The 14,521-nt window shown below is 74.2% G+C and carries 13 protein-coding genes; 5 read left to right on the top strand and 8 right to left on the bottom strand.

The window, feature by feature from the left end; all coding sequences use genetic code 11:
* Positions 1-4 precede the first annotated feature (4 nt).
* Both AB0637_RS00930 and AB0637_RS00925 read left to right on the top strand, forming a co-directional pair.
* Positions 5-1,327, top strand: coding sequence for a PLP-dependent transferase (locus tag AB0637_RS00930; protein WP_366169252.1), 1,323 nt, complete (start codon positions 5-7; stop codon positions 1,325-1,327).
* On the top strand, positions 1,327-2,637 hold the full coding sequence (locus tag AB0637_RS00925; protein WP_366169251.1) for an LLM class flavin-dependent oxidoreductase: 1,311 nt from the start codon (positions 1,327-1,329) through the stop codon (positions 2,635-2,637). Before AB0637_RS00930 ends, AB0637_RS00925 begins: the two co-directional genes overlap by 1 nt.
* 4 nt (positions 2,638-2,641) lie before the next feature.
* On the opposite strand, the gene AB0637_RS00920 is transcribed toward AB0637_RS00925, so the two are convergent.
* The 7 genes from AB0637_RS00920 to AB0637_RS00890 all read right to left on the bottom strand — a co-directional run bounded on the left by AB0637_RS00920 (position 2,642) and on the right by AB0637_RS00890 (position 9,785).
* The gene (locus AB0637_RS00920; RefSeq protein WP_366169250.1) at positions 2,642-3,184 is read right to left on the bottom strand and encodes an alpha/beta hydrolase; all 543 of its coding nucleotides are present in this window, start codon (positions 3,182-3,184) and stop codon (positions 2,642-2,644) included.
* Positions 3,185-3,194: 10 nt separating this feature from the next.
* Positions 3,195-3,500, bottom strand: coding sequence for an antibiotic biosynthesis monooxygenase (locus AB0637_RS00915; RefSeq protein ID WP_366169248.1), 306 nt, complete (start codon positions 3,498-3,500; stop codon positions 3,195-3,197).
* Positions 3,501-3,518: 18 nt separating this feature from the next.
* Positions 3,519-6,110: an FtsX-like permease family protein gene (locus AB0637_RS00910; RefSeq protein ID WP_366169247.1), complete on the bottom strand. Its 2,592-nt coding sequence runs from the start codon at positions 6,108-6,110 to the stop codon at positions 3,519-3,521.
* Between the two features lie 12 nt (positions 6,111-6,122).
* The gene (locus tag AB0637_RS00905; protein ID WP_366169246.1) at positions 6,123-6,896 is read right to left on the bottom strand and encodes an ABC transporter ATP-binding protein; all 774 of its coding nucleotides are present in this window, start codon (positions 6,894-6,896) and stop codon (positions 6,123-6,125) included.
* A 233-nt stretch (positions 6,897-7,129) separates the two neighbouring features.
* Positions 7,130-7,801 (bottom strand): hypothetical protein, encoded by a 672-nt coding sequence (locus tag AB0637_RS00900; RefSeq protein ID WP_366169245.1) that lies wholly within the window; start codon positions 7,799-7,801, stop codon positions 7,130-7,132.
* A gap of 90 nt (positions 7,802-7,891) precedes the next feature.
* Positions 7,892-8,605 carry a response regulator transcription factor gene (locus tag AB0637_RS00895; protein ID WP_366169244.1) on the bottom strand — a complete coding sequence of 238 codons (714 nt, stop codon included), beginning with the start codon at positions 8,603-8,605 and terminating at the stop codon, positions 7,892-7,894.
* 1 nt (position 8,606) lies between these two features.
* The gene (locus AB0637_RS00890) at positions 8,607-9,785 is read right to left on the bottom strand and encodes a sensor histidine kinase (RefSeq protein WP_366169243.1); all 1,179 of its coding nucleotides are present in this window, start codon (positions 9,783-9,785) and stop codon (positions 8,607-8,609) included.
* A gap of 147 nt (positions 9,786-9,932) precedes the next feature.
* On the opposite strand from AB0637_RS00890, the gene AB0637_RS00885 reads away from it, so the two are divergent.
* Together AB0637_RS00885 and AB0637_RS00880 are read left to right on the top strand one after the other, a co-directional pair.
* Positions 9,933-10,982: a 3-isopropylmalate dehydrogenase gene (locus AB0637_RS00885; RefSeq protein WP_366169242.1), complete on the top strand. Its 1,050-nt coding sequence runs from the start codon at positions 9,933-9,935 to the stop codon at positions 10,980-10,982.
* Positions 10,983-11,048: 66 nt separating this feature from the next.
* Positions 11,049-12,164 (top strand): branched-chain amino acid aminotransferase, encoded by a 1,116-nt coding sequence (locus tag AB0637_RS00880; protein WP_366169241.1) that lies wholly within the window; start codon positions 11,049-11,051, stop codon positions 12,162-12,164.
* Between the two features lie 139 nt (positions 12,165-12,303).
* On the opposite strand, the gene AB0637_RS00875 is transcribed toward AB0637_RS00880, so the two are convergent.
* Positions 12,304-13,182 (bottom strand): hypothetical protein, encoded by an 879-nt coding sequence (locus AB0637_RS00875; protein WP_366169240.1) that lies wholly within the window; start codon positions 13,180-13,182, stop codon positions 12,304-12,306.
* Between the two features lie 526 nt (positions 13,183-13,708).
* Between AB0637_RS00875 and AB0637_RS00870 the strand changes: the two genes are divergently transcribed.
* The gene (locus AB0637_RS00870; protein WP_366169239.1) at positions 13,709-14,506 is read left to right on the top strand and encodes a fumarylacetoacetate hydrolase family protein; all 798 of its coding nucleotides are present in this window, start codon (positions 13,709-13,711) and stop codon (positions 14,504-14,506) included.
* Positions 14,507-14,521 lie beyond the last annotated feature (15 nt).

Here is a 14,521-nt window from a genome sequence, read left to right as displayed (position 1 = left end):
CTCGATGCCGCACGTCCCGAACACCTCCCTGTCCTTCGCCACCCAGCAGGTCCACGCCGGCGCCGAACCCGACCCGGTCACCGGCGCGCGGGTCACCCCCGTCCACCTGACCGCGGGATTCGTCTTCGACGACTTCGAGCAGGCCCGGGCCCGGTTCGCCGGCGAGGACGACGGGTACGTCTACACCCGCATGGGGAACCCGACGACGGCCGCGGTCGAACGCCGCCTCGCCGTCCTCGAGGGCGGCACCGACGCGATCCTGCTCGGCACGGGTCAGGCGGCCCTGACGGTGGCCCTGCTCGGGATCCTCGGGGCGGGTGACCACCTGGTGGCCGCCGCCGACCTCTACGAGGGGTCCCGGGGGTTGTTCCTGGAGAACTTCGCCCGGCTCGGGATCACCGTCGACTTCGCCGCGGGACCGCAGGACTGGGAACGCCTCGTGCGCCCCACGACCCGGGCGTTCTTCGCCGAGTCGGTCGCCAACCCCAAGAACACCGTCCTCGACCTGCCCGCGGTGGCGGCCGTCGCCCACCGCCACGGCGTCCCCGTCGTCGTCGACAACACCTTCGCCACGCCCTACCTGCTGCGGCCGCTGGAGCACGGTGCGGACGTCGTCGTGCACTCCGCGAGCAAGTTCCTCGCCGGTCACGGTGCCGCGCTCGGGGGTGCCGTCGTCACCGGTGCGGGGTTCGACTGGAGCGGTTCCGCGCACCTCACGTCACCGGCCGCGGTGCTGGGCGGCGTCAGCTGGGTCGACCGGTACGGTCCGCAGCGCGCCTACGTCGAGCACACGCGCGGTGTCGTGGCCTCCCGGATGGGACCGGCGATCTCCCCGTTCAACGCGTTCCTCGTCCAGCAGGGGCTGGAGACGCTGTCCCTGCGGGTCGCCCGTCAGAGCGCCACGGCGGAGCAGCTCGCGCGGTGGTTGCGGCAGCGTCCGGAGGTGGTCTCCGTCGACCACGCGGCCCTGCCCGACCACCCCTCGCACGACGTGGCCCGGACCCTGCTGCCGCGGGGGTGCGGCGCGGTGTTCTCGGTGACGCTCGCCGGGGGTCGGCCTGCGGCTCGACGGTTCGTGGACGCCGTGCAGCTGTTCACGCGCATGACCCACGTGGGGGACGTGCGCTCGCTCGTCATCCACCCGGCCAGCACGACGCACGCCCACCGCACCGAGGCCGAACGCCTGCAGACGGGGATCTGGCCCGGGCTGCTGCGGTTGTCGATCGGGCTGGAGGAACCCACCGACCTCGTCGCCGACCTCGAACGGGCGCTCGCCGCGACACGCGGAACCGCGCGCGCCGAGGAGCTGGCGGAGGTGGGCGCCTGATGGGCCGGCCGCAGCACTTCGGGTACTTCTTCTCCCGGGGTTTCGGCCCGCAGGGTTGGGGCCGGGACTACCAGGCGTGGAACGACGACTGGACGCGTCCGGACCTCTACGCCCACGCGGTCCGCGACCTCGAACGGGCCGGGTTCGACCTCGTCGTCGTCGAGGACGCGGTGTCGCTGGGGAACCCGGCGACGTTGGACCTGCGGGTGCGGGCGGCCTACGGGGGACCCAAGCACGACCCCCTGCTGCTCGCGCCCTACCTGTTCGCGGCGACGACCCACCTCGGGATCGTCCCCACCGTGAACGCCGGGATCACCCCGCCCTACCTCGCCGCGCGGCAGGCCGCGACCCTGCAGCACCTGTCGGGGGACCGGTTCGGGCTCAACCTCGTCACGGACGTGGGCAGCGCCCGGCACGTCGGTCGCGAACCCGTCGCGCACGACGTCGCCTACGACCGGGCGGAGGAGTGGATCGACGTCGTCCGCCGGTTGTGGCACAGCTGGGACGAGAGTGCGCTCGTCACCGACCCCGTCACGGGCCGGTTCGCCGACGGGTCGCGGATCGACGCCTTCCAGCACCGCGGTGAGCACTTCGCGCTCGACGGTCCGCTCAACGCGCTGCCCTTCGCCGGCGGCGAACCCCTGCTGGTCTCCCCCGGGGGATCGCCGCGGGGGCTCGCGTTCGCGGGGTCCCGCTCGGACGTGCAGCTCGCCCTGGCCCCCCTCGACGTCGCGCAGGTCCGCGCCTACCGGGCGCGGGTCCTCGAGGCCGCCGCGGCGTCCGGGCGCAAGGCCGACGACCTGCGGGTGCTGTTCGTCGTCAAACCCGAGCTCGTGAGCAGCCGGGAGGAGGCGGACCGGATCGTGGCGGCCTCGCGGACCCCGTCCGACGACGTGCTGCGCGAGGTCGCGCTGCACTGGTCCAGCGACCTCGAGACCGACCTCACGGTGCTGCCGCTGGGCCGGCCGCTGGACCCCACCGTGTTCGGTGACCACGTCTCGCGCGGGACGATCGCGGCGCTGCGGGGCGGGACGCCGGACGCGCCGTTGCGGGAACTGCTGGCGCGCAAGGCCCGCAAGGGGCGGCTGGCCGACCGCACCGGCCTCGTCGGGACGGCCGAGGAGTTCGCCGACCTCGTCGAGGAGTTCGGCGAGGACGCCGGCAACGACGGGTTCCTGCTGTCCGGGGACCTGCACCCCGTGACGTTGCACCGGTTCCTCGACGACCTCGTCCCGGTGCTGCGCCGGCGGGGGCTCCTGCGCAGCGGGTACGGCGGGGGAGGGCTGCGCGGCAACCTGTTCGAGTTCTGAGGGGTCAGTCGGCGAGGAACTCCCGGACCCGCACCCGCAGCCGCCCGAGGGCGTCCGCCGTCCGCGCCGGGTCCCCGGGGTGCTCGAGGGAGTGGTCGGCGCCCTCGAACTCCAGCACCTCCCGGTCGCTCTCGTGCGCGAGGGTGCGGTTCCAGTACGGGTCGGCCGTTCCGCCCACGAGCAGCGTCCGCGGGTGGGAACGGGCCGCGGCCAGTCCCACGTCGGGACGGTCCAGCAACGGCGTGAGCCAGATCCCGCTCAGCCCGCGGTCGGCCGCCACCGGCAGTGCGAGCGTCGTGAGCGACTTCGCCACGACGAGGCACGGGCGCAGGTCGTCGAGCAGGAACCGGACGAGGGCCGGGACGTCCTCGGGGCGGGGCGGGACCTCCGTCCACGACAGCGACAGCACCCGGCGGCCGGTGGCGAGGAGTTCGTCCCGGACGCCGCGCAGCACGGGTTGGTCCACGTCGTAGCCGCGCCCCGGCAGCACCAGCGCGGGTGCTCCCGGGGCGACGCCGCCCGGCGGGCCCTCCTCGACGATGCGCACGGTCCGGTCCTCAGCTCGGGTCGGCGCCCAGCACGACCTCGAACTCCAGGAGCGAGGCACCCGTGGCCACGGGCCGCTGCCGCTCGCCCGCGTGCGCCTCCCGGGCCCCGCCCCCGGCCCAGGCCTGGTAGGCCTCCTCGGTCTCCCACTTCGTGTAGACGAAGTACCGGGTCTCCCCGGCCACGGGGCGCAGGAGCTCGAACCCGAGGAACCCTGCGGTGCCCTCGACGGCCCCCATCCGGTGGGCGAACCGGCGTTCCAGTTCCGCCCCCGACCCCTCGGGCACCTCGATCGCGTTGATCTTCACGACAGCCATGGAGGCAGGATCCCAGGGTCAGTCGGCGATCGCGGCCACCGGGGGTGTCCGCGCCGCGCGCCGGGCCGGCAGCACGGAGGCGAGGACCCCCGCGGCCGCCGCGACGACGACGATGCCGGCGACCTGCAGCCACGGCACCGTGAGGTGCACCGGCGTCTGGCGGACCAGGACCGAGGCGGTCCCGGCCAGTCCGTACCCCGTGCCGAGGACGACGCCGAGGACGGCGGCGACCCCCGCGACGAGGAGCGCCTCCCAGGCCAGCAGGGCCCGCAGCTGACCCCGCGTCAGCCCCAGTGCGCGCAGCAACCCCGACTCCTGCCGGCGTTCCACGACGGACAGCGCGAGCGTGTTGCCCACGCCGATGAGGGCGATGACGACCGCGATCGCGAGGAGCCCGGTCACCACGAGCAGCATCGTCGTGAGCACCTGGTCCAGGGAGTTGCGCAGCGAGGCGATGCCGGAGACGTCGCTGGCGGGCAGGACCCGGGCCAGGGCCTGCGACACGTCGTCGGTGGCGGCGGACTGGGCCTCGTCGTCCCCGTCGACGAGACGGATCCAGGCCCCGGTCGTCGTGAGCCCGGGATCGAGGCGCCGTGCGTCGGCCGTGGTGACGGTGGGACCGGTCTCGGACCGGGGCGCCACCTGGACCCGCAGGGCCACCTCCGGTCCGGTGCCCGCGCCCGTGGCGGGGTCCAGCGCCCGCAGCGCGAGGGTGCTGCCGTCGGGCGTGCCCGTCTCGTCGGCCCAGCGCTGCGGGACGACGACCGTCCCCTCGCGCGGGAGCGGTGTCCGTCCCTGCGAACGCACCACGCCGGCGGCCTGGGCCGGGTCCACCGCGGTCAGCGTCATCCCCTGCGCCCCGTCGGCGGTCGTGACGTCGAGGCTCCCGGTCAGCGTCATCGCCGCCACCTGCCCCGTGCCCCGGACAGCGGCCACGGCCGCCTCGCCGAGGGGTTCGGGGGAGGTGACGACGACGTCGGTCGGGTAGCTGGCGTCGATCCCGGCGGCGGCCGACGACCGCGTCGAGGCGGCTCCCACGACCATGGCCGTCGTGAGCGTCACCCCGATGACGAGGGCCGTCGCCGTGGCCGCCGTGCGGCCCGGGTTGCGGACGGCGTTCCCCGCCGCCAGCCGGGCCGGGACCCCGCCGAGGCGGCGGAAGGGTCGGCCGGCCAGTGCGACGGCCGCGGGCACCAGACGCTGGGCCAGCAGCAGGACGCCGAGGAAGCTGACGGCCCCCGCGACGACGGCGGGGAGCAGGTCACCCCGGCCCGCCAGGACCACGAGGGCCCCGGTGGCGGGGACCGTGAGCAGCAGACCGAGGACCAGTCGCAGCAGCCCGGCCCGCGACCCGACCGGCGCGGCCTGGACGGGACGCAGCGCCGCGAGCGGCGCGACCCGGGTGGCCGCACGCGCCGGCGCCGCGGCGGCCACGACCGTGACGACCGTGCCGAGGACGAGCCCGGCCGCGACCGCCGTCGTCGGCACCACGACGTCCCCCAGCGGGAGCGGGGAGTCCAGGCGCCCGGCGACGGCTGCGACGGCGGACGCCAGTCCCCAGCCCGCCAGGACCCCCGCGGCCGAGGCGAGGAACCCGACGGCGGCGGCCTCGCCGAGCACGCTGCGACCCACCTGTCCGCGGTCGGCGCCGACGCAGCGCAGCAGCGCCAGTTCGCGCGTCCGCTGCGCCATCAGCACCGCGAACGTGTTCGCGATGACCAGGCCGGCGACGAGCACGGCGACCGCGCCGAAGACGAGCAGGACGGACGTGAGCGAGGCCGCCTCACCCGTGAAGGTGTCCGCGACCTCCTGCGCCGCAGCGGTTCCCGTGAGGACCCGGACGGGAAGGCCGGACGCGGCGGACGTCACGGCGGCGAGGACGTCCGCGCCGGGCCGGGCCGCCACCCGCAGGCGGTCGACGGTCGTGCCGCCCCAGGCCGTGACGGCGTCGTCGGTGGCGAACAGCCGCGGCGTCAGCCCCGACCGCGGGTCGCCCGCGAGGTCGACCGTGCCGACCACGGTGACGTCCTGGGTCACGGGGGCGGGGGCCGCCCCGCCGGTGGTGGACGGCGGGTAGGTCAGGACGGCCAGGGTCGTGCCCACGGGGACGTCGAGGCGGTCCGAGACCGCCACCTCGCCGGCGCCCGTGGGCAGCCGGCCGGCCGCCACGCGCTGCCAGCGCAGGGCTCCGGCCGGGCCGACGGACGTGACCTGCGCGGTCGTCGCACCCGTCCGGCCGGGCAGCCGGACGGCGGCGTAGGTGGAGCGGTCGGCGGCGACGGCTTCGACGCTGGACAGAGCGGCGAGGCGGTCGCGCAGGGCGGGCAGGGGATCGGTCTGCTCCGTCCCCGTCGCATCCCCCGTCGCATCCCCCGTCGCATCCCCCGTCGCATCCCCCGTCGCATCCCCCGTCGCGCTCCCGGTGGCGTCGGGGGCCGGTTCCACGACGACGTCGCTGTACGTGAACTGCGCTCCGACGGACTGCAGCACACCGTTCTTCGCGGTCGCGTTGAGGGACAGCGTGGCCACGACGAACCCCACGGCGATGACGATGGCGAGGCAGGAGGCGGCGACGCGCGCGCCGTGGGCGCGCAGCTGGGCCAGGGTCACGCGGAGCACGGTTCAGGCCCCCAGGTCGCGCAGCGCGTCGAGGACGTCGTCGGGCGTGGGGTTCGCCAGTCCGCCGGCGATGCGGCCGTCGGCGAGCAGGACCACGCGGTCCGCGTAGCTGGCCGCGACGGGGTCGTGGGTCACCATGACGACGGTCTGCCCGACCTCGCGCACGCTGCCCCGCAGCAGGCTCAGGACCTCGGCCCCCGACCGGGAGTCCAGGTTCCCCGTGGGCTCGTCGGCGAACACGACGTCGGGGCGCGGCAGCAGCGCCCGCGCGACGGCGACGCGCTGCTGCTGACCGCCGGAGAGTTCGTGGGGGCGGTGGTGCAGCCGCTCGGTGAGCCCGAGCCGGCGCACGACGTCGTCGAACCACACCGGGTCCGGCGAACGGCCCGCGAGCCGCAGGGGCAGCAGGACGTTCTCCGTCGCGTCCAGGACGGGCAGCAGGTTGAAGCTCTGGAACACGAAACCCACGCGTTCGCGGCGCAGCCGCGTCAGGTCGGCGTCGCGCAGCGCCGTGAGTTCCGTGTCCCCGAGGAACACCCGGCCCGCGCTCGCGGAGTCCAGGCCGGCGAGGCAGTGCATGAGCGTCGACTTGCCCGACCCCGAGGGACCCATGATGGCCGTGAACTCGCCGCGGGCGAACTCCACGTCGACCCCGGCGAGCGCGTGCACGACGGCGTCCCCCCGGCCGTACGTCTTGCGCAACCCCTCGGCCCGCACGGCAGGCCGGGCGGCCTGCAGCACCGTCGGGGCGTTCGCCCGCTGGCTGGATCCGGACACGTCGATCTCCCTGTCTCGCAGTCGCTCGCAGCACCTGCGAACTCTTCGAGGCTAGGGAGGTCGACCGGTCCGGTCGTCAGGTCCAGAGGTGATCCCGCGGTGTCCACTCGTCATCCCCCGGGTGGACACCGCTGCGGTCGCAGTCGTACGCGGAGCGTCGGTCAGAGGCGTACGCGGAGCGTCGGTCAGAGGCGTACGCGGAGCGTCGGTCAGAGGCGTACGCGGAGCGTCGGTCAGAGGCGTACGCGGTGCGTTCCCGGCAGCCGGTACGTGCCCGCCGGGACGGACGTCCCCTCGGCGCCCGCCCAGCCCACGGTGACGTTCCGGACCGAGGCCGACAGCAGGGTCGTCGCGCGGTTCCCGCAGACGCCGATCTCGGCGGGTGTCGGCAGGGTGAAGGCGACGTCCACGCGGGCGCTGTCGGCGTCGAGCCGGGTGAAGGCCGAGACGTCGGCCGGGCCCACGAGGTGCGACGGCGCGGTGACGACGGGCACGGTCGCGATGCGCGGCAACACCTTCCCGGCGCACTTGACCACGACGTCGACCTTCGTGCCGCCCGTCTCGACGAGGGAGGCGACGGGTTCCTCGCAGGTGTCGGTGTAGTCCGCGTCGGCGGGGTCGCACGAGGGCACGCCCCCGAACGCCGAGAACCCCGTGAGCGTGACGCTCACCGTGCCGGTGCCGCACAGCGCGGAACTCCACCCGCGGTAGCAGTCGTCGGTGAGCGGCCGCGTCTGCGCGGGCGCCTGCAGGTCCAGCGTCACGGCGCGGGCCGTGAGGTGCGGCGTGGCCCGGGTGCCCGTGGCGGCGGAGGCCGGACCGGCGGTCGCCAGGGCGGCGGTGGTGAGCGCCAGCAGGGCCGGCGCGGCGATCAGGGCGCGCGTCAGCGCACGGCGGTGGAACATCTGAGACCCCCCTCAGTGGTCGCGGCCATCGCGACCGTCACACATGGTGCCGTACGTGTGACGCAGAGGTCATGCCTTTGCCCCAAGTGGTCACCGTGCGTCGCGGAGGACCTCACCCGGTTGGACCAGTCCGGCCGCGTAGGCGAGGACGACGGCCTGCACCCGGTCCCGGGAGTGCGTCTTGGCCAGCACCCGGCCCACGTGCGTCTTGACGGTCGCCTCCGAGACGACGAACCGCGCCGCGATCTCGGAGTTCGTCAGCCCGTGGGCCATGCACTCCAGGACCTCGAGCTCGCGCGGGGTCAGGTCGGTCGGCAACCCCGGCGGAGTGCTGGACGGGGTGGCGGCACCGGCCCGCAGCAGCGGGCCCACGTGCTGCAGCAACCGGCGCGTGGAACTCGCCGCGATGACCGCGTCGCCGGAGTGGACGGTGCGCACGGCGTCGAGCAGTTCCTCCGGCGGGGCGTCCTTGAGCAGGAACCCGCTGGCCCCCGCGCCGATGGCCGAGACGACGTACTCGTCGAGGTCGAACGTCGTGAGCACCACCACCTTCGGGCCGTCCTCGCCGAGGCGGCCGGTGATCTGCCGGGTCGCCTCGATGCCGTCCAGACCGGGCATGCGGACGTCCATGAGGACGACGTCGGCCGGGGTGGACGTCACGACCCGGACCGCGTCCGCGCCGTCGGAGGCCTCCGCCACGACCTGCAGGTCCGGCTGGGAGTCGATGACCATGCGGAAACCCGCCCGCACGAGGCGCTGGTCGTCGACGAGGACGACCCGGACGGGGTTCTCTGGAGCAGTCACCTCAGGAACTGTAGGGAAGCGTCGCCCGGACGGAGAAACCCCCTCCGGGTCGCGGGCCGCTGACGACCGTCCCGCCGTGCAACCGGGCCCGTTCGGCCATGCCGACGAGCCCCTGCCCGCCGGGGCTCGGCTGGACCATGGACGCCGCGCCGCGTCCGTCGTCCTCCACGCTCATCCGCAGCGCGTCCGGTTCCCACCGCACCTCCACCCGGGTGCGGGCGCGCGGGCCCGCGTGCTTGAGGACGTTCGTGAGCGACTCCTGCACGATCCGGTAGGCCGCCAGACCCATCGCCGGTGGCAGGTCGCGGACCGGGCCGACCACCTCGGCCGTGACGTCAAGACCGCTGCCGCGGACCTGCTCCACGAGGTCACCGATCATCGTCGCGTCCGGTTGCGGTGCACGGTCCTCGCCCGGCCCGGTCCGCAGGACGCCCAGCAGGTTCCGCATGTCCGTCAGCGCCTGCCGGCCCGTGCCCGAGATCGTCTCCAGCACCTGCGCCGCCAGCGCCGGGTCGGCCCGCGCCGCGTACCGGCCGCCGTCGGCCTGGGCGATGATCACCGACAGCGAGTGGGCCACGACGTCGTGCATCTCGCGGGCGATGCGCTGGCGTTCGGCGGTCGCCGCCAGCCGTGACTCGTTCTCCCGTTCGTTCTCCAGCAGCCGTGCCCGTTCGACGAGGGCCAGCTCGTTCTGCCGCTGCGCGCGGCGCAGGCTGCCCAGCGACCAGCTCGCGACGACGGAGAACGCGATGAGCGCGGCGAGGATGACGACCCCGCCCAGCCCGGTGCTGGAGAAGAACCGCGCCGCGCACAGCACCGACCCGGCCAGCCCCAGCAGCAACCCCCCGCTGGAGGCCCAGCGCCGGCCGTAACCGGCGAGCGCGTACACGGCCATGAGGACCCCGACGTTGCCGAAGGAGGCCGTCGGCAGCGCCAGCTGCACCAGCCCGAAGAGCGCGACGAGTCCGCCGGAGACCTCCGGGTACCGCCGGCGCACCGCCAGCGGAACGGTCATCCCGGCGGCCACGACGACTCCCAGCGGGGACAGCTGCGTGACGGTCGCGAGGACGCTCACCCCGGCCAGGGCGAGCGCGAGCAGGGCGTCGATGAGGATGGAGTTCGCCCGCGTCCAGGCGACCACCGCGTCGAAGACGGTGCGCCGGGTGTTCTCGTCCTGCACCGCCTCAGGGTAGGAGGGGTGGGCCGACCGGTCGTCGTGCCCGGGGACGAGGTCGGTGTCCGACCACGGGGGGACGGTCCGGACGCGTGGACGAAGCGCGTGGACGAGGCGCGTGGTCGGGACGGGCGCTCCGATAGCCTCCGGCGCATGGCGGACACCGTGCGACTCGCAGTCATCCCCGGCGACGGCATCGGCCAGGAGGTGACGGTCGAGGCGCTCAAGGTCCTGTCCGCCGTGCTCGAGGGGTCCGGCACGGGCATCGCGACGACCGAGTACGACCTCGGGGCGCGCCTGTACCACCGCACGGGCGAGACGCTGCCCGACAGCGTCCTGGAGGAGGTCCGCGGTCACGACGCGATCCTGCTCGGCGCCGTGGGCGACCCGAGCGTGCCGAGCGGCGTCCTCGAGCGGGGGTTGCTGCTCAAGCTGCGCTTCGCCCTCGACCACTACGTGAACCTGCGGCCCTCCAAGCTGTTCCCCGGGGTGGCGACCCCCCTCGCGAACCCCGGTGAGATCGACTTCGTCGTCGTGCGCGAGGGGACCGAGGGTCCCTACGTCGGCAACGGCGGTGCCCTGCGCGTCGGCACCCCGCACGAGATCGCGACCGAGGTCAGCGTCAACACGGCGTTCGGCGTCGAGCGCGTCGTCCGCGACGCCTTCGCCCGGGCCACCGTGCGGCCCCGCAAGAAGCTGACGCTCGTGCACAAGCACAACGTCCTCGTGCACGCCGGGCACCTGTGGCGGCGCACCGTCGAAGCCGTCGGCGCGGAGTTCCCCGACGTCGCGGTCGACTACCTGCACGTCGACGCGGCCACGATCTTCCTCGTGACCGACCCCGCGCGGTTCGACGTCATCGTCACCGACAACCTCTTCGGCGACATCCTCACCGACCTCGCCGCCGCCGTGACCGGCGGCATCGGGCTGGCGGCGTCCGGGAACGTCAACCCGGACCGGAACGCCCCGAGCATGTTCGAACCCGTCCACGGCTCGGCCCCCGACATCGCCGGGAAGCAGCTCGCCGACCCCACCGCCGCCGTGCTGTCCGTCGCGTTGCTGCTCGAGCACCTCGGGCACACCGACGCCGCCGCCCGCGTCGACGCGGCCGTGACCGCCGACCTCGCCCTCCGGGCCGCCGGGGAGGTCGGCAAGCGCCCGACCGCCGCGGTCGGCGACGCCCTGGCCGCCGCCGTCTCCTGACGCCGGGCCCCGCCCCGCGGCGGGGTACCGTCGAAGCACCCGCCACGCACTCCCGAGGAGCTCGCCATGACCGCCACCCCGACGACCGGGTCGACCACCGGGTTGACGTTCCCCGTGACGCCGTCGGCCGTGCCGGTCTCCGAGCAGCGCCGCGCCGAGATCCTCGCCGACCCCGGGTTCGGCAAGTACTTCACCGACCACATGGCGGTGGCGACGTGGAACCGCGACTCCGGGTGGCACGACGCGGCCGTGCTCCCGTACGGGCCGTTGCAGCTGGACCCGGCGGCCGCCGTCCTGCACTACGCGCAGGAGGTCTTCGAGGGGCTCAAGGCCTACCGGCACGCCGACGGCAGCGTCTGGACGTTCCGTCCCGAGGCGAACGCCGCCCGCATGGCCCGGTCGGCGCGTCGCCTCGCGCTGCCCGAGGTCGGCGAGGCGACGTTCCTCGAGGCGATCACCCAGTTGGTGCGCGCCGACGAGGCGTGGGTCCCGACGGGTGGTGAGTCCTCGCTGTACCTGCGGCCGTTCATGGTCGCGACCGAGGCGTTCCTCGGGGTCCGCGCGGCGCACGAGGTGAAGTTCCTCGTCATCGCCTCCCCGGCCGGTGCGTACTTCCCCGGGGGCGTGAAACCCGTCTCGATCTGGCTGTCGCAGAACTACACGCGCGCCGCCCTCGGCGGGACGGGGTCGGCCAAGTGCGGCGGGAACTACGCCGCCAGCCTCGCCGCCCAGGACGAGGCCACGGCCAACGGCTGCCAGCAGGTCTGCTTCCTCGACGCGACCGAGCACAAGTACGTCGAGGAACTCGGCGGGATGAACCTGTACTTCGTCCACGACGACGGCTCGATCGTCACCCCCGAACTCACCGGGACCATCCTCGAGGGCATCACCCGCGACTCGATCATCGACCTGGCCAAGGACCTCGGCCACGAGGTGACCGAGCGCCGCGTGAGCATCGACGAGTGGCGCGAGGGTGTCGCGTCGGGCCGGATCACCGAGGTGTTCGCCTGCGGCACCGCCGCCGCCGTGACCCCCGTCGGCCGGCTCGTCTCGCCCGACGGCGAGCTCTCGCACGGGACCGGCACCGCCGGCGAGGTGACGATGACGATCCGCAACACGCTGCTGGACATCCAGTACGGCCGCGTCGAGGACACGCACGGCTGGCTCCGCCGCCTCGTCTGACGCCGCCTCGCCCTTCGGGGTGGTTGGGGGTCGTTGACGCGGGGCGCTCCCGCTGGGGGTGGGATCGTTGACGCATCCGGCTCATTGGTTGAGCCCGCAGCGTCAACGACCTCACCGTCGTGGCCAGATCGCGGGAGTCTCAGCTGATCCGGCGTGACGCAGCGACGGCGAGAGCTGCACGGAGGGTTTCGAGGAACCCGCGGGGGTCGGCGAGGAGATCCGCGGGTGCGATGGTGATGAGGGTCAGTCCCGCCGCCGCGTAGCGTCGCGCCTTGGCCTGCGTGCGGCGCAGGGCCCGGGGACCCAGGTGCCACAGCATCGAGTCGATCTCGAGCACGACCCCGAGCTCGCGCCAGTACGCATCGGCTTCCCCGAGCAGGACGCCGTTGACGACCACGGGTTGGTTCCACTCGGGCTGGGGCAGGTCGGACGCCCCGACGATCTGGAGAGCCTTCGCCTCCGCCGAGCTGCGGACTCCCGCCCCGAGTTCGCCGAGCGCCACCCGCGCCGGGCCACTGCGTTGCGTCGGACCGCTGAGGACCTCCCGTTGCAACTGGCGCAGCGTGCACCGGTCGTTGCGCAGGACCGAGCTCATGAGCTCGCGGACGTCGTCCGCGCTGAGGTCGTGACCGCGGACGGCGTCGGCACAGGCCCGCGCCGGGGAGGTCACGGGCAATCCGCGGCGCACCAGGTGACCGGGGTCGCGCTCGGAACGCTCCACGATGCAGAAGTCCGCCGAGGTGCGGTGCCGGGCCTGCGGCACGACGACGAGCACGGGGGCGTCCGGGGGCAGCGGTGCCGTGAGCGCCCCGTGCAGCGCGAGGGCGTGCTGGCCGCTGATGCGCGCTGCGGGTCCGGCGTAGACGAGGGCCGCGCGTCGGCGCTCCTCCGTCGTCGGAGTTCCTCGATGGCCCAGGACCACGCCGGGCAGGATCCGTTGCCACCGCCCGCGGACACCGCACCACCGCGTGACGGTGGGGTTCGGCATCCCCGCCACCAGGAGGTCGGAGCGTTTCACCACCCCTCGGCCGGCACGGAACAGGTCGTCGATGGATGCGCTGTCGCACGGTCGTCGTCGGGGCATGCTCGGGAGCGTCGCGGTTCTGCGAGGTCGCGGTGTCGTCGTCGCCGGAGACCTGTGGACAAGTGGCCTCGTCCCCGACCTGTGGACACCGGTTCGCCACGCCCGCCGGCGGGCTCGTTGACGCCGCGGGCTCGTAGGTCGAGCCGGATGCGTCGACGAATCCGACCCCCGGCCCTCTCGATGGCCGAGCCCGTCGCGCTCGTTGGCGCGGGGGGCTCATAGGTCGAGCTGCATGCGTCAACGACCCTGTACCCCGGCGGCGTCGACGGCCAAGCCCGTCGCGCTCGTTGGCGCCGAGGGCTCGTAGGACGAGCCGGATGCGTCAACGACCTCACACCCCGGCGGCGTCGGGGGCTTCGGCGCGGCGCACTCGTTGACGCCGTGGGCTCCTAGGTTGAGCCGGATGCGTCAACGATCCCCACCCCGGGGGCGCGCGCGGCGGGCTCACTAGGGTGAGGGGATGCGCATCGCCAGGTTCTCCTCCAGTGGTTCGGACCCGCGGTACGGCGTCGTCGAGGGCGCGCCGGGGGAGGAGGAGATCCTCGTCGTCACCGGGGACCCGCTGTTCAGCCCGCTGAACCCGACGGGGGAGCGGGTTCCGCTGGTGGACGCGCGGTTGCTGGCGCCCGTCATCCCGCGTTCGAAGGTCCTGGGGATCGGGCGGAACTACGTCGCGCACGCCGAGGAACTCGGCAACGAGGTGCCCACCGAACCGCTGGTGTTCACGGTGCCGAACACGTCTGTCGCCGGTCCCGGGGACCCGCTGGTCATCCCTGCGTGGGCGGGGGAGGAACTGCACTACGAGGGCGAACTCGCCGTCGTCATCCGGCGGCTGTGCAAGGACGTCCCCAAGGAGCGCGTCGCCGAGGTCGTCTACGGGTACACCGTCGCGAACGACATCACGGCGCGGTCCCTGCAGGGGCCGGACAAGCAGTGGTGGCGGGCCAAGGGCGCGGACGGGTTCACGCCGCTCGGGCCGTGGATCGAGACCGAGCTCGACCCCTCGGACCTGCGCATCGAGACGCGGGTCGGGACGGGGGTGGACCTCGAGGTCGTCCAGGACGGCCGGACGTCGCTCATGGTGCACGACATCCCCTCGATCATCGCGCACGTCTCCGCGGCCATGACGCTGCTGCCCGGCGACGTCATCCTGACCGGCACCCCCGCGGGGGTCGGTCCGGTGCGGGCCGGGCAGCGCGTCGAGGTGGAGGTCGAGGGGATCGGCGTCCTCTCGACGACGTTCACCGCCCCTGAGTGAGACCTGGGGTGAGAC

This window comes from Kineococcus sp. NPDC059986 (assembly GCF_040702905.1).
Lineage (GTDB): Bacteria > Actinomycetota > Actinomycetes > Actinomycetales > Kineococcaceae > Kineococcus.
The sequence above is the reverse complement of the archived record's forward strand: the minus strand, read 5'-3'. Positions and strand labels throughout refer to the sequence as shown.